Source organism: Qipengyuania sp. NPDC077410 (assembly GCF_044543405.1).
GTDB classification, from domain to species: domain Bacteria; phylum Pseudomonadota; class Alphaproteobacteria; order Sphingomonadales; family Sphingomonadaceae; genus Qipengyuania; species Qipengyuania pacifica.
In genome coordinates this window covers 51973-74349 of record NZ_JBITWB010000004.1, presented here as the reverse complement: position 1 = coordinate 74349, position 22377 = coordinate 51973, and the positions used below count along the sequence as shown (strand labels likewise).

Sequence of the window (22377 nt, the reverse complement as noted above, 5' to 3'; positions counted from 1 at the left end):
GATCGATGAACGAATTACTCCAGACCTACTGGCCCCTGATCGTTGCCGCACTGCTGGTCGGCTTGGTCATCGCCTGGTACGTGTTCGGTGCTTCTCGCCGCACGCGTGTGACCGGCGCCAGCCGCGATGTGCTGGACGAAGGTGCGGCACCTGCAGAACGTAACAAGGCGCTAATCGACAGCGCGCCTGCCGCAACTCCGATGCAGCCTGCTGCAGGTGTTCCAACGATGTCGACACCGGCACCATCGGCTGGCGACGACCTCACCCGGATAAAGGGTCTGGGTCCAAAGCTGGCCGCGACGCTGCAAGATATGGGCGTGACCACCCTATCGCAAATCGCGCAATGGGATGACGCAGAGATCGATCGCATCGATGCCAATCTTGGCCGCTTCCAGGGCCGCATCCGCCGCGACAACTGGGTAGACCAGGCTAAATATCTATCTGTCGGAGATGAGGCAGGGTTCGTCGAACGTTTTGGCAAGCTCTCCTGAAATTCGGAACGAATCGATTGGTGTGGTATTCCTTTACTTGGGTCGAACACGAGGAGACCAAGGATGGGACAGCGATTGCGCGTGCTCGTTGCCGAAGACGAGTTCATAATCGGCTGTGACCTGTGTCACACAGTCGAAGAAGCCGGTTATATCGTCGAAGGCCCGTTCGAAGATCTGTCCTCCACTATGCTGGCTTTTCAGAAGAACAAGCCGGATATCGCCATTCTGGACGTTCAGCTCGAAGACGGCATCGTCTACCCCCTCGCCGAGCAGATGATCGCGGAGAACGTGCCGGTGATCTTCCATTCGGGTGAAATGACCCCGGCAGAAGTGGCCCGTCGGTTCCCCAGCGCGCTGGCGTTAGCCAAGCCCTGTCCTCCGGCCGAAGTCATCGATTCGATCCAGCGCGCAACACATCACGGCTAACGGCCGTTTTGTGTTTCCCTGGGCCCCGCCCCGGGCGACGTTCGCTTCGGTGGCTTGATGCGTACGCTCGATGCGCATGCGATCCCGCTGATCGGCCACACCTCTTGCTCCCGCCATGCAACCCTGCCACTGGCAAGCGCATAACAGAGGAGATTACATGGCTGGAATGGTGCCGTTTGCCTGGGACGATCCCTTCAACCTCGACGATCTGCTAACCGAGGAAGAGCGGATGATCCGCGATGCCGCCCACGCTTTCGCGCAGGGCGAGCTGCAACCGCGCGTGATCGAGAATTTCAGCAACGAAGTCGATGATCCCGAACTGTTCCCGATGATGGGCGAAGCAGGCCTGCTGGGCGCGACCGTGCCCGAGGAATACGGCGGCGCCGGCGCCAGCTACGTCGCCTACGGCCTGATCGCGCGTGAGATCGAACGCGTCGATTCCGGATACCGCTCGATGGCCTCGGTCCAGTCGAGCCTCGTGATGTTTCCGATCCATGCCTACGGTTCCGAAGAACAGCGCAGGAAATACCTGCCCGACCTCGCCAGCGGCAAGCTGATCGGCTGTTTCGGCCTGACCGAACCCGATGCGGGCAGCGATCCCGGCGGCATGAAGACGACCGCCAAGAAGGTCGACGGCGGCTATGTGCTGTCAGGCTCGAAGACATGGATTTCCAACGCCCCCTTCGCCGACGTGTTCGTCGTCTGGGCGAAAAGCGAGGCGCATGGCGGCGGCATTCGCGGCTTCGTGCTGGACAAGGGGATGAAGGGCCTGTCCGCCCCCAAGATCGAAGGCAAGCTGTCGCTGCGCGCATCGACCACCGGCATGATCGTGATGGACGAGGTCGAGGTGGGCGAAGACGCGCTGCTGCCCGATGTGCAGGGCCTCAAGGGGCCGTTCGGCTGCCTCAACCGCGCCCGCTACGGCATTAGCTGGGGCGCTATGGGTGCCGCGGAATTCTGCCTGCACGCCGCGCGCCAGTACGGGCTCGACCGGCACCAGTTCGGCGTCCCGCTCGCCAGCAAGCAGCTCTACCAGCTCAAGCTCGCCGACATGGTGACCGAGATTTCGCTGGGCCTGCAATCCTCGCTGCGCGTCGGCCGCCTAATGGACGAAGGCAAGTTCGCGCCCGAGATGATCAGCATCGTGAAACGCAACAATGTCGGCAAGGCGCTGGATATCGCCCGCAAGTCGCGCGACATGCACGGCGGCAACGGCATTTCAGAAGAATACCAGGTCATCCGCCACATGGTGAACCTGGAAACGGTCAACACCTACGAAGGCACGCATGATGTCCATGCGCTGATCCTGGGGCGGGCCATTACCGGGATCGCCGCGTTTTGATCCGCCTGCACGGCTACTACCGCAGCTCGACCAGCTACCGCCTGCGCATCGCGCTGGAACTGAAGGGGCTGGATTACGAATACGTGCCGGTGAACCTGCTGACGTCCGAACAGAAAGGCGCGGCGTTCACCGCGCGCAACCCCTTCGGCTCGGTCCCGCTGCTGGAAGTCGACGGCAAGGACTATGTCCAGTCGATGGCGCAGATCGAATGGCTCGACGAAGCCTTTGCCGATCGCCCGCTGCTGCCGTCCGACCTGCACGATCGCTATGTCGCGCGCGAACTGGCCTATGCCATCGCCACCGAACTGCACGCGCCATTGAACCTTCCGGTGCTGAAATACCTGAAGGACGAATACGGCAAGTCGCAGGACGAAATCGGCGTGTGGTATCGCCACTGGCTCGCCCGCACGCTCGCCCCGCTGGAGGCGCGCCTGGCGCAGCTTAGCACGGGCGATTTCCTGTTCGATGCACCCGGTTTCTTCGAAGTCTGCCTGCTGCCGCAAGTCTACAACGCAAGGCGGTTCGAATTCGATTTTTCGGACATGCCGCACATCACCCGGATCGAAAGCGCCTGCCTGCCCCTGCAGGAATTCCAGAGCGCCCATCCGGACAACCAGTCCGACAATCCCGAGAACACATAAGCCCCGAGAGGAACCCCATCCATGAAGCTCGCAACGATCCAGGACGGCACCCGCGACGGCAAGCTGGTGGTCGTGTCGAAAGACCTCACCCGCTACTGCGCCGCCGACAACATCGCCCCGACGCTGCAGGCCGCGCTCGACAACTGGGACGAAATCGCCCCGAAGCTCGAAGCGCTCTACACCGATGTCGAACACGAGGCGGTGCCGTGCGAGCGGTTCCATGAACGCGAGGCGCATTCGCCGCTGCCGCGTGCCTACCAGTGGGCCGACGGCAGCGCCTACATCAATCACGTCGAACTGGTGCGTAAGGCCCGCGGCGCCGAGGTGCCCGAGAGCTTCTATCACGATCCGCTGATGTATCAGGGCGGCAGCGACACCTTCCTGCCCCCGCGCGCCGACATTCCGCTGAAGGACACCAAATGGGGCTGCGACATGGAGGGCGAGATCGCAGTCGTCACCGACGATGTGCCGATGGGAGTGTCGAAGGAAGATGCCGCAGGCCACATCAAGCTGGTCATGCTGGTCAACGACGTGTCCTTGCGCGGGCTGATCCCGGGCGAACTGGCCAAGGGCTTCGGCTTCTTCCAGTCCAAGCCCGCCAGCGCGTTCAGCCCCGTCGCGGTCACGCCCGACGAGCTGGGCGATGCCTGGCAGGGCAGCGTCATCCACCTGCCGCTGATGGTCGATTACAACGGCCAGCCCTTCGGCCGCGCCAATGCGGGCGTCGATGCGACGTTCAGCCTGGCCGAACTGGTCGCCCACGCCGCCAAGACGCGCGACCTGGGCGCCGGGACGATCATCGGATCGGGCACGGTATCGAACCAGGGCCCCGACGGCGACCCGGGCAAGCCCGTCGCCGAAGGCGGCCTCGGCTACAGTTGCATCGCCGAAATCCGCATGATCGAAACAATCGCCAACGGCGAGGCCCAGACCCGCTTCATGGAACCCGGCGACACCGTGCGCGTGGAAATGAAGGACAAGGACGGCCATTCCATCTTCGGCGCGATCGAACAGAAGGTCGTCGAAGCCTGAACATGAATCAGAGCGGGGTCACATGGGCCCCGCTCCCCGATCATTTCCCGCGAGCGACGTGCCGTTTCAGCGGACCGTGACAGCAGTCTACTTCCTGCATCACTTCTTCGGTCGGTTCTTCGGTACCGGAGATGATCGAAATGTCGCCCGTGCTCTCCAATACCATCGACCGCACGTCCGACAGGTCTGATATCCCCGCGCTGCGGATCTTGTTGAGAATATCGCTTTCGGACACGCGCGTTTCGGCGAGCGCCCCTTCCAGGATTTTACCGTCATACATCAGCATGGTCGGGTCGTTTTCCAGCAGCAGCTGAAACCTGCGTGATCCGCGCCGCAGCCGCGCCAGAACTAGCTGCGCCACCAGCAAAGCCATTATAGCGCTGAGCGCCTGTACGAGCGCAGTCCATTCGGTAACCGTTGCTGCCGAAGCGAGGAGCGATCCGGTCGCCAGTGTGACGACGAAATCGAAAGCCGTCATCTTGGAGAAAGTACGCAGGCCGATTGTGCGCACCAGCACGATGACCCAGATCAGCGCGATCACCCCCAGTGCCACGCCTCGCAGGATGGCGTCGGGATATTCGGAAAGACCGAACATGGCTTTACGTCACTCCTGCGGTGGGCCGGTCGATAGCGTAATCGATCGGCTTGAAGGTTCCACCACAGGAATCATAAGCGGAACAGGCCGTCAGCCCGATGATCAAGGGGGACAAGGCTCGCATGGAAATGTGGTCTCCCGATTTGGAAACGGGCGGCTCTACCGCCAAGCGTCCGGTCGCGCCGTCGACCGGCACGTTCATGAATAGGTTGAAAGCTGTCGGGATCATGTCCGCTTCGACACCATAGGGCGACAGCGCTTCGGCCAGATTGCCGAAACAGCCGCGATGCACGGGCTTGTCGGCATAGAAATGGCGAAAGGTCGCCTCGCTGCACGGCGTCAGCAGAAAATCGTGCCGCCCGACCGTGTCCTCGACAATTTCGAGCATGGGTTTGGACCGGTTCGACCATAAGCGATTTCCCTGCCCCAGGGAGATGGTCTCCTCGTAATCGAAAGTGCGCCCATTCGAGATGACTTCCCGCACATCGTCCGCATTGAAAGCAAGCAGGTCGGAAACCTGGCCACCTTGCGGGTCGACGACAGTCAAGGTTTCGCCCTCCTCCAATCGAAAGGCGACCCCGGAACGCGGGGCAATGCGGTTGGGGTTCATGCAGCCCTCGTGTCGCTGAATGGGCAGACCCAATCCTCATCGACCACCCGCCCGCTATATTGCGCAGCGGGGCTGGCTTCGCCGTGGCGTGCCAGCATTGGATTGGGCGAACCGGCCAGCGCAATGTCGCGATCGATGATCGTTTTGCGCATCTTCTCGTAACGCCCCTGTTCGCGCAGAGCTTCGAACTGGTCGTGCAAGTTGAAAACCAGTGTCGGAAAGGCAAACCGGCGCGCAAGGCGCGATGCCCTCGGATGTAGCCCCACAACGAAATAGGCTTCCCCACCGAAACTGAGCGAGAAGTGTGGATCGTCCGGATCGGAGCTGACACGCGGATCGCGCGGCTGATCGCGCCAGGTGTCCTTGTCGCTGAGTGACTGGATACGGTCCCATAGCGCCTGCTCGAACCGTTCCTCGCTCAAGTCTTCAGGCCCGTCGAACACCACCGCAAGGCTCCTTAGCCCGCTTTCGATACGCTCCTCGCGATACCGGTCGCTCCATTCAACCAAGGCGCGGTGGATTTCGAGGTCGTTCCAGGCGCTAGTGATATCGCGAGCGTGAACCACGCTCAGATTGCCTTTAGCCAGTGCCGACTTGGCACCGACGCAGGGGAAGCCAGCTTCGCGTATGTGGGTTTCGAGAGCATGCGCACTCGGCGCGTCGGCGGGGGTGACAACTTGCATGATTGGCGAATGTTTGACCGACCGGATCGTTGCATCACCAAATATATATCAATCGCTTTTCATCCATTCGACGCATCGCGACGTCAATCTCTCTCCTCCCGCTGTTTCACCTCGTCTTCCCGCGCATGCATGTCACGCCAGAGCTTTTCCGTGCCCGCTTCCTGCGCCTTGTTCACGAACTGCGAAGCGACCAGCCAGCCCTTGATAGGGCGAAGCGGCAGAACGCATCCAATGGCCATCAGCGGGATCGCGATCGCAAGCAGGACGATCAGCGGAAGTTCCAGCGAAACCTGCAACCAGACGATGAAGAACAGCAGCGGGAACGCCACGAATGTCAGAGAGAAAAAGGCCGGCCCGTCATCCGGTGATGCGAACCGGTAATCCAGTCCGCACACTTCGCATCGGTCGCTGACTTTCAACCACGACTTGAACATTTTGCCCTTGCCGCACCGCGGGCACAGTCCTTTCCATCCGGATTTGAAAATCCAGGCAGTCTTTTCGCTGTCGTCAAGTTCCATAGATGGTTCCAAAATTCCAAAGGCATGCGGGCGCACACAGAAACCCATGTTCGTTCCCTACCTCAGGATCGGAGTTGCAAGGTCGCCGAACAAGCGAATTAATGTGCATGCAGGTTGCGATAGGAGCACGTCAGCGCGCAAACGAGTTCTTACGCCGCCGGTTTAGAACCCTGGCAGTGTCTCTAATTCGCCGGATCGTCCGTTCGCGCTGCTGCTACATGGATCGGGCGATGACCATCTTCATGACCTCGTTCGACCCGCCGAAAATCCGCGTGATACGGCTATCCCGATACATGCGAGCGATCGGATAATCGTTTATGAAGCCGGCACCGCCATGGAACTGCAGGCATTTGTCGACCACTTCGCCCTGTAATTCCGTGACCCAGTATTTGGCCATGCACGCAGTCGGCACGTCAAGCTCGCGCTTCAGGTGCTTGGCGATGCAGTCATTGACGAAAATCTTCGCTGCGGTCGCGCGGGCCTTGAGGTCCGCCATGACGAATTGCGTGTTCTGAAAATCCCAGATGGTCTGGCCAAAAGCCTTGCGATTCTTGACGAAGTCCAGGGTCGTCTCCAGCGCCTTTTCGATGCCTGTCATGGCACCCATCGCAATGATAAGGCGTTCCTGAGGAAGCTCGCCCATCAACTGGTAGAAGCCTTTGCCCTCTTCCCCGCCCAGCACATTCTCCGCCGGTACGAATACATCGTCGAAAAACAGTTCCGACGTATCGGACGCGTCCAGTCCTATCTTGTCGAGCTTCTTGCCGCGTTGGAAGCCTTCTGCGCCTTCGGTCTCGAGCAGCATCAGCGAAATGCCCTTGGCCCGTTCATTGGGATCGGTCTTGGCGACGACGATGATGAAGTCCGCGGTCTGGCCGTTGGAGATGTAGGTTTTCGCGCCGTTGATGCGATAGCCGTTCCCATCCTTCAGCGCAGTCGTGGTGACGCTCTGCAGATCGGACCCTACGCCGGGCTCGGTCATGGCTATCGCGCTGACCAGTTCCCCGCTTACCAGCTTTGGCAGATACTTCTTTTTCTGCTCTTCGGTGCCATGGCGCACGAGATAGGGCAGGATCACGGTGTTGTGCAGCGATGCGGCAAAGCCCTCCACTCCGTGCTTCGCCTGCTGGTCGATTACGACCATTTCGTGCCGGAAGTCCCCGCCATGGCCGCCGTATTCTTCGGGCACCGATACACCCAGCAGTCCCGCCTGACCCGCTTCGTTCCAGAATTCGCGTTCGACCTGTCCATCCTCGCGCCATTTGAGGACACGTTTTTCAGGGGCATGCTGCTGATAGAACTTGCCGACCGCGTCGGCGAAGATCGAGATTTCCTCGTCCTCCATGAATTCGGGCTGGGGTACATTGATTGCGGGCATCTGTCTGGTCCTCTCCGGATATTGTTATGGCGCGCTGAAGGGTCTTATTTGCCCTTCCAGTTGGGCGCGCGTTTTTCGGCGAAGGCGGCAGCCCCTTCGCGCGCATCTTCCGATACGAATACGGGCGCAATAAGCTGGGTCTGGCGCGTATAGCGCTCATCCATGGGCCAGCCGCGCGACTGCTTGATTACCTGCTTGGACACACGCACGGCCAGCGGCCCGTTGGCGACAATGCTGGCAGCCAGTTCCTTCGCCGCCACAAGTGCCTCGCCGTCGGTTATCCGGTTGATGAGACCAAGCTCATACGCACGGGCCGCATCGATGAAGTCGCCGGTCAGCGCCAATTCCATGGCGATCCGTTCCGGGATCTGGTCGGGCAGCATCATCACCCCGCCCGCTGCAGCTACCAAGCCACGTTTTACTTCGGGAATGCCGAATTTCGCGCCCGCACTGGCCACTACCAGATCGCACGCGATCATCAGTTCCAGCCCGCCTGCCAGAGCATATCCTTCCACGGCAGCGATCAGCGGCTTTTCCGGTGGCTTCTGGACGATGCCGCCGAAGCCGCGTCCCTCGATACTGGGCGATTCCCCGCGCAGGAACCCCTTCAGGTCCATGCCCGAACAGAATGTTCCGCCGGCTCCGGTCAGGATACCCACGCGCAGATTATCGTCGCTGTCGAGGCGGTCCATGGCCGCTGCTATGCCTTCCGCCGCAGCCTTGGTCATGGCGTTTTTTGCCTCGGGACGATTGATGGTGACGACCAGAATGCCGTCCTCCTCGCTCGTCAGGACTTCCTCGGACATCGCGCTCTCTCCCATTGCAAATCGAAACTTGTCTTGCGCCCTTGCTGCGTCACGCTTACGCAAACGTCAACCGGCATTCGCCGCAAGAATCGAAAAGTGGAGAGGAGTTTACGCCATGGCTGAAGCCTACATCATCGATGCCGTCCGGACCCCGCGCGGGATCGGTAAACAGGGCAAGGGATCGCTGGCGCACATGCATCCACAGCACCTTGCAGCCACCTGCCTCAAAGCCATCAAGGATCGCAACGATCTCGACACCTCCACGGTCGATGACGTGATATGGTCGGTCAGCACGCAGGATGGCATGCAGGCGGGCGATCTGGGCCGCATGGCAGCGCTCGACGCCGGATATGACGTGACGTCCTCCGGCACCACGCTCGACCGGTTTTGCGGCGGCGGGATCACCAGTGTGGCGCTCGCTGCGGCACAGGTGATGAGCGGGATGGAAGACTGCGTCGTTGCGGGCGGCACCGAGATGATGAGCCTCACGGCACAGATGTCGAAGGACAAGATGGCCGCTGGCCTCAAGCCGCCGATGATGGGCAGCTATAACGAACGTCTCATGCGGACACATCCGCAAAGCCATCAGGGTGTTTGCGGCGATGCCATCGCCACCATGGAAGGCTTCAGCCGCGAAGAACTGGACGAGGTCGGATATCGCAGCCAGCAGCGCGCCGCCAAGGCTATCGAGGAAGGGCGTTTCGACAAGTCGCTCGTCCCGGTAACCGACGACGATGGCAATGTCGTTCTCGACAAGGAGGAGTTCCCTCGGCCGCAGACGACCATGGAAGGTCTTGCCGAACTGGAACCCGCTTTCACCAAGATCGCCAATGTCCCGCTCGATAAGGCCGGCACCACTTTCTCCGGGCTGATCAACGCCAAATATCCCGACGTCGATATCAAGCACTTCCATCACGCGGGCAACAGTTCGGGTGTCGTCGATGGTGCGGCAGCCGTTCTCGTGGCAAGCAAGGATTATGCGCAAAAGCATGGGCTCAAGCCCCGCGCGCGCATCGTCGCCACCGCCAATATGGGCGACGATCCGACGCTCATGCTCAACGCCCCGGTTCCGGCGGCGAAAAAGGTCCTGTCGAAGGCAGGCCTGACGACCGACGACATCGATCTTTACGAAATCAACGAAGCCTTTGCCGTCGTCGCAGCCAAATTCGTTCGCGATCTCGATCTCGATTGGGACAAGGTCAATGTGAACGGCGGCTCCATCGCACTCGGTCACCCGATCGGTGCCACCGGTTCGATCCTCATCGGCACGATGGTCGACGAATTGGAACGCCAGGGCAAACGCTATGGCCTCGTGACCATGTGTGCAGCCGGCGGCATGGCTCCCGCCATTATCGTCGAACGGGTCGACGATTTCGTCGATTGATCCCGACCTGACATGCGCGCCCTCGCCTATGGCGAAGAAAGCGGCTAGAGGGCGCGCATGCATTTCCTCGACCAAGCCAAGATCTACCTCAAGTCCGGCGGCGGCGGCCCCGGTGCCGTCAGTTTCCGGCGCGAAAAATACGTTGAATACGGCGGCCCCGACGGCGGTAACGGTGGCAAGGGCGGCGACATCGTATTCGTGGCCGTTCAGGGCCTCAACACGCTGATCGACTTTCGCTATTCGCAGCACTTCAAGGCCAAGCGCGGCAATCACGGTCAGGGCAAGGACCGGACCGGCGCTGGGGCGCCGGATCTTGTTATCGAGGTGCCGGTCGGCACGCAGGTCCTGTCGGAAGACAAGGAAGAGGTGCTGGCCGATTTTACCGAAGTGGGCCAGCGGGTCGTCTTTCTCGAAGGTGGCATGGGCGGTCGCGGCAATGCCAGTTACAAGACCAGCACCAATCGCGCCCCGCGCCAGCACCAGCCCGGCATTCCGGGCGAGGAAATGTGGGTGTGGCTGCGGCTGAAGCTGCTTGCCGATGTCGGCCTTCTGGGCCTGCCCAATGCGGGCAAAAGCACTTTCATCAACCAGGTTTCCAACGCCAAGGCCAAGGTCGGGCACTACGCCTTCACCACCTTGGTCCCCAAGCTCGGTGTCGTGACCCACAAGAACCGCGAATTCGTGCTGGCCGACATTCCGGGCCTGATCGAAGGCGCTGCCGATGGTGCTGGCATCGGGGACCGGTTCCTTGGCCATATCGAACGGTGCCGCGTGCTTATCCACCTGATCGACATTTCGGGCGATGATCCGGCAGAAGCCTACAGCACGGTCAATGCCGAACTCGAAGCCTATGGCGGCGGTCTTGCGGACAAGCCGCAGCTCGTGGCGCTGAACAAGCTCGATCTGGCAGACGACGAACTCGGTCAGGGCTTTGCAGAAGAACTGCTGGCCGCCGGCGCGGACAAGGTTTTCACCATTTCCGGCGCTACGGGCGCGGGGATTCCCGAACTGCTCGACGGCGTGCTGGGCTATCTTCCCGACCGTACGTCGACAGAAACCCACGCCGAAGAAGTGGAAGACGAAGACGATACGGCCGAATGGTCGCCTCTCTGAGCGCGAAGTCGTGCTTCGGGCGCGCCAAGCGAAGCCGGCTTCCGCGTGCCGCTACCTTGGCCTAGTGGGTCGACGATGACCATTGCCGCCCTCGCAGACCTGCGCAACGCGCGCCGCCTTGTCATCAAGGTCGGCTCGGCTCTGCTCGTGCAGGATGGAAAGCCGCGCACACAGTGGCTGGCGACCCTTGCCGCCGAAATCGCGGATATGCGCCGGAGCACCGAAATCATCGTCGTATCTTCGGGCGCGATTGCCCTCGGCGCAGCGAAACTCGGGCTGGCAAGGGGCGGGCGCGGCAGCCTGGCCGATGCACAGGCCTCCGCCTCAGTCGGTCAGGTCGAACTCGCCCGCCTGTGGTCCGATGCGTTGGAAGCGCACACGATCACGGCGGCACAAATGCTCGTGACGCTGGGCGATCTGGAAGACCGCAGACGTTATCTAAACGCTTCGGCTACCCTCGCCCGCCTGCTCGATGCAGGGGCCATCCCCGTCGTCAACGAAAACGACAGCGTCGCCACGGAAGAAATCCGTTTCGGCGATAACGACCGGCTCGCTGCCCGCGTCGCCCAGGCAGCAGGCGCCGATGCCGTCGTGCTGCTGTCCGATGTCGATGGCCTGTTCGATCGCGACCCCCGCGAACCGGATGCCACCCTCGTGCCGCAGGTGGAAGGTGTGACGCCGGAAATCTTCGCCATGGCCACGGGCGCATCGACATCCGGCCTCGGCTCCGGCGGAATGACCGCCAAACTGCAGGCGGCACGAATTGCAGAACGGGCTGGCATCGCCTTGGCGATCGTCAACGGAACCCACCCCTCGCCCCTTGCCCGCGCCATCGCCAATGGCACCGGGACGGTCTTCCTGCCGCAATCGAATGCGAGTGCGCGCAAGGCCTGGCTCGGCGGTCGTCTTGCCCCCTTGGGCGTCGTCTCCATCGATAGAGGCTGCATGATGGCCCTCGAAAATGGGGCAAGTGTTCTGGCTGCAGGCATCATCGACATAGAAGGCGAATTCGGACGCGGCGATCTGGTCGCGGTTCACGGTCCGCAAGGCGAACGCCTTGGCCAGGGGCTGATCGAGTACGCGTCGGCCGAATGCCGCACGATCATGGGCCTCAGGGAAGAACAGCAGGCCGACAGGCTTGGCTACGCCCCGCGCGCCGCCGTCATTCACCGCGATCACATGGTGCGAATATGACCGTTTCGCTTACCGGGGCAACCGGCTTTGTCGGACAGGCCGTGCTCGATGTCGCGGCGCAGGTCGAAGAGCCTGTTCGCGCACTTACCCGCCGCCCGCAGGCCGATCGCAAACACGTCGATTGGATTGCAGGCGATCTGTCCAACCCCGCTGCTCTTGCGCGGCTGTGCGACAGTACCGATGCCGTCATTCACGTTGCCGGCCTCACCACCACGCCCGATCCCGCAGATTTCGAAGAAGCCAACGTTACCGGAACCGAACGGCTGATCGCCGCGGCGAAACAGAAAAAGGTCCGCCGCTTCATCTTCGTATCCTCCCTTTCCGCCCGCGAGCCCGACCTATCGGTCTATGGTGCGTCCAAGGCGAAAGCGGAGCGCCTGGTCGAAAACAGCGGCTTAGACTGGACGATCGTCCGCCCCCCCGGCGTCTACGGCCCGCGTGATGTCGATTATTTCGAAATGTTCCGCAGCGCGCGCATGGGCTTCGTCCCGCTCCCACCCGGGGGCGCCAGTTCGATCATCCATGTCGACGATCTCGCTCGCTTGCTACTGACCTTGGTCGATGCCCCGCCCGCCCTCGTACGCCGCCAGATATTCGAACCCGACGACGGGCGCGAAGGGGGCTGGTCGCACAAGGAACTGGCAAAAGCGATCGGCGCTGCCGTGGGTCGCCGCGTCTTCGCCACGCATCTGCCCCGCGCCGTCCTCGAAACCGCCGCCAGGGCCGACCGCCTGATACGCCGCGACAAGGCCCGCCTCACCGCCGACCGTGTGGGCTACATGACCCACCCCAATTGGGTGGCACGATCCAGCCGCAAGGTGCCCGAAGCCGTCTGGTCGCCGCGCATCTCGGGCAAGGCAGGCCTCGCATCGACCGCTGCATGGTATCGAAAACACGGCTGGCTCTAAGGCAATTGCAGCCTCAACGCCTGCGCGATAAGCAGGTGAAATGTCTGGCAAACCGATCATGCCTGCCATGGGCGAATATGCCCCGTGGTTCTACGCCAGGGCGCTGGGTGGTGCCGATCGCTTTGCCTTTTCTTCGATCGCCGGCCGCCACGTCCTCATGCTCTTCTGCGGCCACGCCGGTACCCCTGCCGCCCAGCAGGCGCTGGCACTTGTACAAAGCAACCGCACCCTGTTCGACGATAAGACTGCGTGCTTCTTTGGCGTGACGGTCGATCCGTCGGACGAAGCGGACGGCCGCATCGCGCAGAAATTGCCGGGAATTCGCCACTTCCTCGATTACGATGGCGCAATCAGCAAGGCCTACGGAGCATTGTCGAACGATGCTGCCTCCTATGAAGCGCACTGGCTGGTGCTCGACCGGGAACTACGCATTCGATCCCGCTATCGTATCGATGATGGCGAGCGCGCCATTGCAGATCTCCGCACGCGGCTTGCCGCAGTGGAGGAAGGCTGGGCACCGGTCATCGTCGTCCCCGATGTGTTCGAACCTTCGCTGTGCGCCGACCTGATCGCGCTGTATGAAAGCCGCGGCGGCGAACCTTCGGGCTTCATGCGCGATGTCGATGGGAAGACGACCCTCGTGGTTGACGACAGTTTCAAACAGAGGCGGGACTGCCTGATCGAAGACCAGACACTGAAAGATCGCCTATCCGGACGGATCGCGCGGCGCCTGATCCCCGCGATGGAACGCGCGTTCCAATTCCGCGCCACGCGGATCGAACGCTACCTTGTCGCCTGCTATGAAGCGGGCGCTGGCCACTTCCGCCCTCATCGCGACAATACGACTCACGGCACTGCCCACCGGCGCTTCGCCGTCACGATAAACCTCAATGCAGGCGAATATGACGGCGGCGATCTGCGCTTTCCCGAATTCGGCCAGCGCACCTATCGCGCACCGACGGGCGGCGCGATCGTGTTCTCCTGTTCGCTACTGCATGAAGCGACGCCGGTGACCAGCGGGCGGCGTTACGCATTCCTGCCTTTCCTCTATGACGAGGCCGCCAGGAAGGTTCGCGACGCCAATCTAGACAAGCTCGCAGCCCATCAAGCGCAAACAGCCGGTTGATGTGTCGCAATGGGGCTGGACTTTTGGAAGCCTTTGCTTGAAAGGCGCTCTCCGGTCGCCGGCTTAGCTCAGTTGGTAGAGCAGTTGATTTGTAATCATCAGGTCAGGGGTTCGACTCCTCTAGCCGGCACCATTTCCCCGCCCTGTGGGGCGTCATCATCAGCGACAGCCCGCCAACGGCCGGTTCCGGCGGTTTCTCAACTATCTCTATTGGCCCTCTTTTTTGGGGGTTTCAGGTTTCGGCCAAATTCTCGGCTGACTTGTCGTCGGCGACTGATCCGGCGAAGATCTGTGGGGGATCTGCCGCTACATCGTCGCCATCAAGGCTATCGCGAAAAGCACTGTCGAGGCCAGCCCGAGCAGGCTTCTTATATCGTGAAGGCGCCCCCAGCCCACAAGCTGGGCCCTTATGTCAGGGCCTGCCTGTTCTGGATGAACGGCCTGAAGTCGTTTGTTCGTCGGCATGATTGCTATGATGGTAAACGGCCAGTTACCAAGAAGTGCGATGCTTCCAGCGATCCACAACCATTGGGTCGATAAATACCAAGCCGCCAATCCGCATACACCGCCGATAATAGCCAGGCCGGACTGTATCGGGAGCGCTTTCGCGTAGCTTGATTGCCACTGTGTGAGTAGCGGCCTGTCTTCCAGCAACAGGCGGGCCGGGTGTTCGACCAGACTGATATAAGCTGCCGCACCGGCAAACAAGGCGGCGGACACCAGTGCAATGATATAGAAAAGCGACATCAGGGTTCCTCGGCATGAGCCGGGGAGACGCGAAAAAACAGCCAGCGCCTCCCCAAACAAATTGGGTCAACGCCGCGGCTGAGAAGAACCCAAATTTGGGTGCAGGAGCTACCAACCTGCCACTCTATTTTCGGCTGTCGTATAATGGAGAAAATATCACGACCGCTCAAGCCCAATGTCTGCAAAGGGCGTCGTTAACAACCGGTCCGCTTTTGTCGCGCTTTCTCGATTATCGGACGGTCAGCTCTCAGGCGCTGTGCGAATGGCCAGGAAGGTCTGCACTTAAGATAGAAAGTAGCGCAAAAAGATCCTGCTGAAAGGCCTGTACTATCGGACCGTACTTTCGCTTGTCCCATACCGTCTGTATTCCCAAGGACATGGATAATGAAGAGAAACTTGCCAGATTAACCGAGCGTGAGAAGGTGTGCCTGCGGCAATGGCTACAGCACAAATCAGCAAAGGAAATCGCTGCAGACCTTCACATTTCGCATCACGCGGTCGAGAAGCGGTTAAAGATGGCTAGGACCAAGCTTGGCACCACTTCCTCGCTGCAAGCTGCACGTCTACTCAGCCAGTCAGAAGGGTACGGTCGAACAGTACCCCAAACGCCGGACCTTCACGCTCACACTCTCCAGCCCCAAGCAAGTTATGTCCGGCCACTGATTTTGGGAGCAACCGCCATGACCCTTGTTGCAGCAGCATTATTCGTTCTCCTGCCATCTATGGGAGAAGATCCTCTCCATTCAGAGACCGTAGTTCAAGTTCGCAATGGCGACGAGCAGCTCGAAAGCGCACTTAACATCTTGATCGCCGCCGCCACAGTTGGTCCCGACGGTGAGGTTGTCTTGACCAATCCACTTGGCGATCAGCGTTATCTCCAACCGCGCAGCGGTCATTATTGGCAGATTAGCGCCATAGGGCACCACGACCTTTCTTCGCGCTCGCTCTGGGATCGCACGCTCAAGGTAAGAGGCCGAAAGGCGTTGAGCGAACCGCTATTTTACAATTCCAATGAATTCCCGCGCGAGCCGCTTAGGGTCGCCCAGCGCTCAATTTTATTGCCAGGCAGCGATGTTGAATGGCAATTTATCGTCGCCCAATCGCTCGAAGTCCCCGACTAAACCGTTCGTCTTGGCGAACGTCAACAATGGGGTCGTTAGCAGCCGGACCGCTGTTGTCGCACTTGCTAGATTATCGGACGTTCGGCATTGAAGCGTTGCGACAACTGCTGCGAAGGTCCGCAATTGAATGGAAAGCAGATAAGCGCGTCATTGATGCAAGGCGTGTAATTCCCTCAGGAGTGCGGCCACGCCCTCGGTTTTTTCGCTTGTGTGGCGAGAGCCCGATCCGTTCTGTTTCCACATAGGTCAAATAGGCACCGACCTCCTCGTTGTCTGTTTCTCGATCAAGAAGCTAAGACCGTAGGCACATATCTGTCGTATTCGGCCAGCGCTTTCTCGAAGCCACTCACGCCGATTGGATCCCGAGTCCAATGGAGTACCATTTTTACCGTTTGCAGCTTTTTGTCGCTCATCAGAGTATGACTAGCCGCCGGGGGGCGACATGTCCGCAATGGGGGCGGCGCGGGAAGTTCGGGTTTCGGCATCAAACTTGATGAGGCTGTCAGGCAGTTCCAGGATCGCTTCAAGTCGTCGCAGAAGACCAAGCTTGGAGTGGTTAGCGGAAACAGACTGGCAAGCAAGTAACGTCATTGACAGCATCTTGTTGCCAAGCTCATGAAGGTGAACATGAATTTGGCTGTGTCTTCCGCCATCCTCTCTGCCGTGCTCCTTGCAATTCCAGAGCCATCGTCGGTCCCGGCCAACGAGCTCGGAGAATTGATACTCGAAGAGCGCTCTTCTCAGCCAATCGTAAGCCTAGCCTTTTGGCCTCCAGACATTCACCGCCGCGATCCCGTCCTCCTCCTTAACGAACAAGCGACACGCCAAGGGCTTCCATGCCTGCGCACTCAATGGCGCATCAGGCTTAAACGAACCGGAGAAACTACGGATACAAAAGGGTGGTGGGTCGACAGAGCAAGAGGGGTTCATAGCCGACGCCAGATTGCTCTAGCAGATCCTTCGGGAGATTGTCCTAGCAAGGGCTATGTCAAGATATCCGGTTACCGGTCCATTGATCTCGACCGAGCCGGCTGGGGTCTTGCACGCTACCGTGCTTTTCTGAAAGGTAACGAGGAAATTAACTATCGTTGCGTAGCCGAGGATCAGCCGTTTCTCGAAGTCTGCTCCAACGTCGAGGGGCTACGGGAATGGCTTGGCCAAAAAACGCCGACCTACCTCTGGGGCAACGATCAGCGCGTTTGGCTCAGGATCGACAGTACGAGTGATGCCGAGATCAGCCTCGCCTCTCCCTACCGTCTAACCATCAAATTGCACCGTCCTGTGCCATTCTAGATACACGACCCAATGTGACTTAGCCATAAATCGAAAAATCCCGTCAGTCCGATCTGGCTTCTCCTCGCGAAAAACCGATGTTCGCAAAGAAGTTTGCTAGCAGAACGCAAGGTTCAGTCGCTGCCGGCACTTTACTCGAAAAGGCTTGTTCCGCCAGCGTTCCAAAACGGCGCCCCTCGGTAATCAGCGCCTCCCAAGTCCACTGACAGCCCTCGCTTGGGATCTATTCAATCAAAACACAGCCCACAACCGCCAGAGCCGAGAGATATTTGGAAAGACTTGCATCGCTGACGTCGGCTAAGTCGCGAATGACGGAGCACTCGGCCTCGCTGGCGCGCACGAGGATTGCGGCGATTTGCACCCAGGCAGGTGGAATGAGCACTTCGTCACTGCGCATTACCGATCAGGTTCCGCCTGCAACGAGCATACGGCCCATATTTCCTTACGCGGGGCTTTAAGCCTATACCGGCCCTCTCGGGTCGCGACTCGTGAACGGAAACATCCGCCTTCGCCATCGGGTCGCGAACGGAGGATCATTACATGAAATATCTGATTGTGCTCGCCGCAGCGACTGCGCTCGCCGGCTGTTCAAAGCCTGCCGAACAGGAACCTGCCGCGCAAGCTCCCGAACCTGCTGCAACGCAACCTGCGCAAGTCATGGCCGCCGACGGCCAGCCTGCGCCGGGAACCTACCGTGTCACTACCCAAGGCGGCGATGTCTTCACGGAAGAACTCAAGCCCGACGGCACATACATACAGACCGATGCGGATGGCACCGTGGTCGAGACCGGCCGCTGGGTCCAGAAATCACCCCAGGACTATTGCTGGACGGTCGACGAACAATATCGTGAGGAAGACGATACGGTCGCCGAGAAATGCAACACGGAAGCGGTCGGCGCCGATGGCGTCTGGACATCGACCAATGCCGATGGGGAAACGGCGACCGTCGAACGGATGTAACGCTGCGGCCTGATCAGATGAGTGGCGCCGGATTGCGTGTCGGCGCCACTTTCTGCCTTACAGGAACGGTTCCTCGCCGGGCCGGTGGATACCGCATTCGACCTTGTCCCAGCCGGACCAGCGTCCCGCACGGGCGTCCTCGCCTTCGGCCACCGGCCGCGTGCACGGCATGCAGCCGATGCTGGGAAAACCGCGCTCCACCAGCGGGTGACGTGGCAGATCGTGCTTTTCGAAATAGGCAGTGATGTCGTCGGCGGACCAGTCGATCAGCGGATTGATCTTCAGCCGTCCCTGCGCATCGGACGTATCGACTTCGAAACGCGGCAGATTGGCGCGGGTCGACGACTGGAAAGCCTTGCGCCCCGTGAAGCTTGCATCGTATTCTTCCAGCGCCTTGGCCAGTGGCCTGACCTTGCGCAATTCGCAGCAGCCATCCGGGTCGTACGACCATCTGAGCCCGCTTTCGTCACGCGCCTTCAGATCGGCGATTTCGGGATAGAGATCGATGCGCCTGAACCCCAGCCGGTCGGTCAGTTCGTCACGATAGGCCAGCGTCTCGGGGAAGTGCTTGCCCGTGTCCAGAAACAGCACGGGCACATTCGGGTCGATCTGCGAAATGAGGTGCAGGAGCACGGCACTCTCCGCCCCGAAGCTGGAAACCACCGCCGTATCGCCAGCGAGGCTCCCCTCGATTACCGCGCGCAGCCATTCTTCCGTCTCCGTCCCGCGAAACATGCGGTTGAGGCGAATGGCGTCCTGCTCGGTAAAGCGGGGCCCCGTGTCGAGACGGTCGATGGCGCGCAGTTCGTTCATGAGTGCCGTTTCGCCCAGATCGGCGTCCGCGTGTCCGCAGCCTTCTGGTAGACATCCGGCCAGCGATCGAATGCAGCTTCCACGTCGTCCATGTCGAGTTGCTGGTCCGGCTCGAATGCGTCGAAGCCGCAGCGGCGCATATAGGCGAGCTGGTCCACCAGGACATCGCCCACGGCACGCAGTTCGCCGTCATAACCCGCCTCGCGCAGGATGCGGGCGGAGGAATAGCCGCGCCCGTCTCCGAAAGCGGGAAAGTTCACCTCGACCAGCGCCAGCCGCTCGAGATGGGGCACCAGTTCGCGGGCATCGTCGCCCGGTTCGATCCGGACTGCCGATGCATTCGACTGGTCGAGAAAAGCATCGACGGTGACCGCCGGGTGATCGACGGGCTCGTCTTCGCGATAGCGCAACGTATCAGCCATAAAGCGCCTCCTTGAAAGGGTTCATGCCGATGCGGCGATAGGTGTCCACGAAGCGCTCGCCATCCTGACGTTCGCGCTCGTAAACTGTGGTGACCGTCTCGACCGCGTTGACGATGCCGTTCTCGTCGAAGCCGGGTCCGGTGATCTTGGCCAGGCTCACATCCTCGGCTTCGCTGCCGCCGAGCAGGAGCTGGTAATTTTCCACGCCCTTGCGATCGACGCCGAGGATGCCGATGTGGCCTGCGTGGTGATGCCCGCAGGCATTGATGCAGCCGGAAATCTTCAGTTTCAGTTCGCCCAGCGTACCGGTCTTGCCGGTCTCGGCGAAGCGCTCCGATATCCTCTGCGCGATGGGGATCGAACGGGCATTGGCAAGGCTGCAGTAATCGAGCCCGGGGCAGGCGATGATGTCCTCGACCGTGTCGAGGTTCGGGCTGCCCAGCCCCGCTTCGTCCAGCGCGGTCCACAAAGCATGCAGATCGGCCTTGCGAACATGCGGCAGGACGATGTTCTGCGTGTGCATCACGCGCAGTTCGTCGAAACTGTATTCCTTCGCCAGATCGGCCATCAGGTGCATCTGCTTTGCCGTGGCATCGCCGGGGATCCCGCCCACCGGCTTGAGGCTGATGACGGCAGACACATATCCGCTGGCCTTGTGCGCCACGGTGTTGCGATCCACCCACAGCGCGAAATCGGGATCCGAACGGTCGATATCGTTCGGTGCCGTTTGGTCGGTGTTCGGCGCCTCGAACATACGTATGATCCGCATGAGTTCGTCATGCGGCGGCTCCACGCCCTGCTCGAGCAGATGCACGAACTCTTCCTCGACCTGGCAGGTATATTCCTCCGCGCCCAGCTCCTGAACGAGGATCTTTATCCGGGCCTTATACTTGTTGTCCCGTCGCCCGTACCGGTTGTAAACCCTTAAGCAGGCTTCACAATATGTCACCAGCTGGTCCAGCGGAACGAACTGATTGATGCAGGGCGCGATCATCGGCGTACGGCCCATGCCGCCGCCCACATAGAACGCAGCCCCCAGCTCGCCCGCATCGTTCTTCACGATGTTGATGCCGATGTCATGCAACCGCATCGCCGCACGATCTTTTTCGCTGGCGATGACGGCAATTTTAAACTTGCGCGGCAAGTAGCTGAATTCCGGGTGGAAACTGGACCACTGACGCAGCAGCTCAGCATAGGGGCGCGGATCGACAACTTCGTCCGCCGCCGCTCCTGCGAAATGGTCTGAGCTGATGTTGCGGATGCAATTGCCGCTGGTCTGGATCGCATGCATCTCCACCTTGGCAAGGTTGGCCAGAATGTCGGCTGCGTCCTCCAGCCTGATCCAGTTGTACTGGATGTTCTGGCGCGTCGTGAAATGGCCGTAGCCGCGATCGTACTTGTCCGAGATGTCAGCAAGCGCATGCATCTGCCGGCTGTCGAGCGTGCCATAAGGGATGGCGACGCGCAGCATATAGGCGTGGAGCTGAAGATAGAGCCCGTTCATCAGCCTGAGCGGCTTGAACTGATCTTCGGTCAGCTTCCCTTCGAGACGTCGGCGGGCCTGATCGCGGAATTCCTCGACGCGGGCATCGACCATCGCCTGGTCGTATTGGTCATATTTATACATCAGATCACCCAGTTGCCGATTTCCGGATCGGCAGGCTTGAGGGTCAGGTCGGGACGGACCGTCGGTCCAAGTGCGCGAACGCGCTCCTTGATGTGCGACGGTCGCGGCGAGCCATCGTGCATTTCGGCATCGACGGCGTAAGGCACATTGACGCGGCGGGCGGCTTCTTCGCGGCGCGCGATCTCGTCTTCGTTGCCGGACACGTCGACGGCTTCTTCGATATGGATCGACCAGTCTTTACCGGTCCACCAAGTTACCGCTCCGGTCTTGAGATCGTTTCCTGTCAGGAGCCTCATCGCGCAGCCTCCTGTGCTGCCAGCGCGAGCGCAACGTCGTCGCGTGCGGTCACTTCCCCGATCACGATCAGAGCCGGGCTCACGACATTCTCGTTCTCGACCAAATCGGGCAAGCCGGCAAGCAAACCGCGCAACACGCGCATTTCAGGCCGAGTACCGTTTTCGATGATGGCCAAGGGCATATCAGGAGCAAGGCCATCCTCCATCAGCTTTTCTGCAATCATGGGCGCAGTTTTGACGCCCATGTAGATTACCAGTGTGCGGCCCTTACCAGCCAGCCCTGCCCAATCCTGATCCTTCAGGCCTTTGCACTGGCCCGCAACGAAGCTCACGATGCTCGACGCGTCGCGATGCGTCAGCGCGATCTGCGATGCGGCGGCTGCGCCGTTTGCAGCGCTGATACCGGGCACAACTTCGACCGGGACACCTGCCGCACGGGCAACCTCTGCCTCTTCGCCACCGCGCCCGAAAATGAAGGGATCGCCCCCCTTCAGGCGCACGACGTCCTCGCCAGAGCGGGCAAAGCGGACCAGAAGGTCGCTGATCGCTTCCTGAGGAAGAGTATGATGAGACCGGCGCTTCGCGACCGAGATGAGTTCCGCGTCATCACGCGCAAGCGCCATGATCGCCGGATCGACGAGCCCATCGTGCACGATGATCTTGGCGCGTTCGATCAACCGCGCGGCGCGAATTGTCAGCAGGTCGGGGTCGCCCGGCCCTGCGCCGACAAGGTAAATGGTTCCGGTATCAGCCATCGTGGCAAGATGCGGACCAGGGCCCTTTCGCGCCAATCAGAATGCGTGTGCGGCAAGGAAGGGTAGATTTTGAAACCGACGCTGTGCGTGGGGCAA

Annotated in this window: 26 protein-coding genes and 1 tRNA gene; 14 read left to right on the top strand and 13 right to left on the bottom strand. The window is 60.6% G+C overall.

Translation table 11 applies throughout. The annotated features are described in order from the left end of the window. Positions 1-5: 5 nt before the first annotated feature. The 5 genes from ACIGGE_RS15785 (at position 6) to ACIGGE_RS15765 (ending at position 3932) form a co-directional block, all read left to right on the top strand. The gene (locus ACIGGE_RS15785) at positions 6-491 is read left to right on the top strand and encodes a hypothetical protein (RefSeq protein ID WP_196847928.1); all 486 of its coding nucleotides are present in this window, start codon (positions 6-8) and stop codon (positions 489-491) included. Positions 492-554: 63 nt separating this feature from the next. After that, positions 555-917, top strand: coding sequence for a response regulator (locus ACIGGE_RS15780; RefSeq protein ID WP_234003206.1), 363 nt, complete (start codon positions 555-557; stop codon positions 915-917). A 166-nt stretch (positions 918-1083) separates the two neighbouring features. Continuing rightward, positions 1084-2259, top strand: coding sequence for an acyl-CoA dehydrogenase (locus ACIGGE_RS15775; RefSeq protein WP_397491199.1), 1176 nt, complete (start codon positions 1084-1086; stop codon positions 2257-2259). Then, positions 2259-2900 carry a maleylacetoacetate isomerase gene (gene maiA / locus ACIGGE_RS15770; RefSeq protein ID WP_397491198.1) on the top strand — a complete coding sequence of 214 codons (642 nt, stop codon included), beginning with the start codon at positions 2259-2261 and terminating at the stop codon, positions 2898-2900. Before ACIGGE_RS15775 ends, maiA begins: the two co-directional genes overlap by 1 nt. A 21-nt stretch (positions 2901-2921) precedes the next feature. Next, positions 2922-3932, top strand: coding sequence for a fumarylacetoacetate hydrolase family protein (locus ACIGGE_RS15765; RefSeq protein WP_397491058.1), 1011 nt, complete (start codon positions 2922-2924; stop codon positions 3930-3932). A gap of 40 nt (positions 3933-3972) precedes the next feature. Here ACIGGE_RS15765 and ACIGGE_RS15760 read toward each other — a convergent pair whose 3' ends face one another. The 6 genes from ACIGGE_RS15760 to ACIGGE_RS15735 form a co-directional block, all read right to left on the bottom strand. Continuing rightward, the gene (locus ACIGGE_RS15760; RefSeq protein ID WP_397491057.1) at positions 3973-4527 is read right to left on the bottom strand and encodes a DUF421 domain-containing protein; all 555 of its coding nucleotides are present in this window, start codon (positions 4525-4527) and stop codon (positions 3973-3975) included. A gap of 4 nt (positions 4528-4531) precedes the next feature. After that, the gene (locus tag ACIGGE_RS15755) at positions 4532-5137 is read right to left on the bottom strand and encodes a DUF1989 domain-containing protein (RefSeq protein ID WP_221598626.1); all 606 of its coding nucleotides are present in this window, start codon (positions 5135-5137) and stop codon (positions 4532-4534) included. Then, a complete protein-coding gene (gntA, locus tag ACIGGE_RS15750; RefSeq protein ID WP_397491056.1) occupies positions 5134-5820 on the bottom strand; it encodes a guanitoxin biosynthesis heme-dependent pre-guanitoxin N-hydroxylase GntA in 687 nt (228 codons plus the stop codon). Before gntA ends, ACIGGE_RS15755 begins: the two co-directional genes overlap by 4 nt. 83 nt (positions 5821-5903) lie before the next feature. Further along, a complete protein-coding gene (locus ACIGGE_RS15745) occupies positions 5904-6338 on the bottom strand; it encodes a DUF983 domain-containing protein (RefSeq protein WP_103024271.1) in 435 nt (144 codons plus the stop codon). Between the two features lie 214 nt (positions 6339-6552). Then, positions 6553-7716, bottom strand: a complete 1164-nt coding sequence (locus ACIGGE_RS15740) for an acyl-CoA dehydrogenase family protein (RefSeq protein ID WP_103024270.1) — start codon at positions 7714-7716, stop codon at positions 6553-6555. Positions 7717-7760: 44 nt separating this feature from the next. Then, the gene (locus ACIGGE_RS15735; RefSeq protein ID WP_173830060.1) at positions 7761-8522 is read right to left on the bottom strand and encodes a crotonase/enoyl-CoA hydratase family protein; all 762 of its coding nucleotides are present in this window, start codon (positions 8520-8522) and stop codon (positions 7761-7763) included. Positions 8523-8637: 115 nt separating this feature from the next. Between ACIGGE_RS15735 and ACIGGE_RS15730 the strand changes: the two genes are divergently transcribed. From ACIGGE_RS15730 to ACIGGE_RS15705, 6 genes are all read left to right on the top strand, one after another. After that, positions 8638-9906, top strand: coding sequence for an acetyl-CoA C-acetyltransferase (locus tag ACIGGE_RS15730; RefSeq protein ID WP_397491055.1), 1269 nt, complete (start codon positions 8638-8640; stop codon positions 9904-9906). A 57-nt stretch (positions 9907-9963) separates the two neighbouring features. After that, complete coding sequence (gene obgE / locus ACIGGE_RS15725) at positions 9964-11019, top strand: GTPase ObgE (RefSeq protein ID WP_103024267.1); 1056 nt, start codon at positions 9964-9966, stop codon at positions 11017-11019. 75 nt (positions 11020-11094) lie between these two features. Continuing rightward, positions 11095-12213, top strand: coding sequence for a glutamate 5-kinase (gene proB / locus ACIGGE_RS15720; RefSeq protein ID WP_397491054.1), 1119 nt, complete (start codon positions 11095-11097; stop codon positions 12211-12213). Then, a complete protein-coding gene (locus tag ACIGGE_RS15715; RefSeq protein WP_397491053.1) occupies positions 12210-13121 on the top strand; it encodes an NAD-dependent epimerase/dehydratase family protein in 912 nt (303 codons plus the stop codon). The genes proB and ACIGGE_RS15715 overlap by 4 nt, the downstream gene beginning before the upstream one ends. A gap of 40 nt (positions 13122-13161) precedes the next feature. Then, entirely contained in the window at positions 13162-14247 is a 1086-nt protein-coding gene (locus ACIGGE_RS15710) for a 2OG-Fe(II) oxygenase (RefSeq protein WP_397491052.1), read from the top strand. Between the two features lie 57 nt (positions 14248-14304). Beyond that, a tRNA-Thr gene (locus ACIGGE_RS15705) sits at positions 14305-14380 on the top strand. Between the two features lie 173 nt (positions 14381-14553). Here the strand turns inward: ACIGGE_RS15705 and ACIGGE_RS15700 are convergent. Beyond that, positions 14554-14994, bottom strand: coding sequence for a DUF1772 domain-containing protein (locus tag ACIGGE_RS15700; protein ID WP_397491051.1), 441 nt, complete (start codon positions 14992-14994; stop codon positions 14554-14556). 347 nt (positions 14995-15341) lie between these two features. Between ACIGGE_RS15700 and ACIGGE_RS15695 the strand changes: the two genes are divergently transcribed. Both ACIGGE_RS15695 and ACIGGE_RS15690 read left to right on the top strand, forming a co-directional pair. Continuing rightward, the gene (locus ACIGGE_RS15695) at positions 15342-16115 is read left to right on the top strand and encodes a helix-turn-helix transcriptional regulator (protein WP_397491050.1); all 774 of its coding nucleotides are present in this window, start codon (positions 15342-15344) and stop codon (positions 16113-16115) included. Between the two features lie 627 nt (positions 16116-16742). Then, complete coding sequence (locus ACIGGE_RS15690; RefSeq protein WP_397491049.1) at positions 16743-17408, top strand: hypothetical protein; 666 nt, start codon at positions 16743-16745, stop codon at positions 17406-17408. Between the two features lie 223 nt (positions 17409-17631). Here the strand turns inward: ACIGGE_RS15690 and ACIGGE_RS15685 are convergent, their stop codons facing one another. After that, positions 17632-17805: a hypothetical protein gene (locus ACIGGE_RS15685; protein ID WP_397491048.1), complete on the bottom strand. Its 174-nt coding sequence runs from the start codon at positions 17803-17805 to the stop codon at positions 17632-17634. A 143-nt stretch (positions 17806-17948) separates the two neighbouring features. Between ACIGGE_RS15685 and ACIGGE_RS15680 the strand changes: the two genes are divergently transcribed. Further along, on the top strand, positions 17949-18368 hold the full coding sequence (locus ACIGGE_RS15680; RefSeq protein ID WP_397491047.1) for a hypothetical protein: 420 nt from the start codon (positions 17949-17951) through the stop codon (positions 18366-18368). A gap of 57 nt (positions 18369-18425) precedes the next feature. Here the strand turns inward: ACIGGE_RS15680 and ACIGGE_RS15675 are convergent, their stop codons facing one another. From ACIGGE_RS15675 to cobA, 5 genes are read right to left on the bottom strand one after another with little or no spacing between them, the layout of a single operon-like run. After that, a complete protein-coding gene (locus tag ACIGGE_RS15675) occupies positions 18426-19181 on the bottom strand; it encodes a phosphoadenylyl-sulfate reductase (RefSeq protein ID WP_397491046.1) in 756 nt (251 codons plus the stop codon). Further along, a complete protein-coding gene (locus tag ACIGGE_RS15670; protein ID WP_222827827.1) occupies positions 19178-19603 on the bottom strand; it encodes a DUF934 domain-containing protein in 426 nt (141 codons plus the stop codon). Before ACIGGE_RS15670 ends, ACIGGE_RS15675 begins: the two co-directional genes overlap by 4 nt. Then, a complete protein-coding gene (locus ACIGGE_RS15665; RefSeq protein ID WP_397491045.1) occupies positions 19596-21230 on the bottom strand; it encodes a nitrite/sulfite reductase in 1635 nt (544 codons plus the stop codon). Before ACIGGE_RS15665 ends, ACIGGE_RS15670 begins: the two co-directional genes overlap by 8 nt. Continuing rightward, complete coding sequence (locus ACIGGE_RS15660) at positions 21230-21526, bottom strand: DUF2849 domain-containing protein (RefSeq protein ID WP_103024254.1); 297 nt, start codon at positions 21524-21526, stop codon at positions 21230-21232. Before ACIGGE_RS15660 ends, ACIGGE_RS15665 begins: the two co-directional genes overlap by 1 nt. Further along, positions 21523-22281, bottom strand: a complete 759-nt coding sequence (gene cobA, locus ACIGGE_RS15655; protein WP_375245472.1) for a uroporphyrinogen-III C-methyltransferase — start codon at positions 22279-22281, stop codon at positions 21523-21525. The genes ACIGGE_RS15660 and cobA overlap by 4 nt, the downstream gene beginning before the upstream one ends. Positions 22282-22377 lie beyond the last annotated feature (96 nt).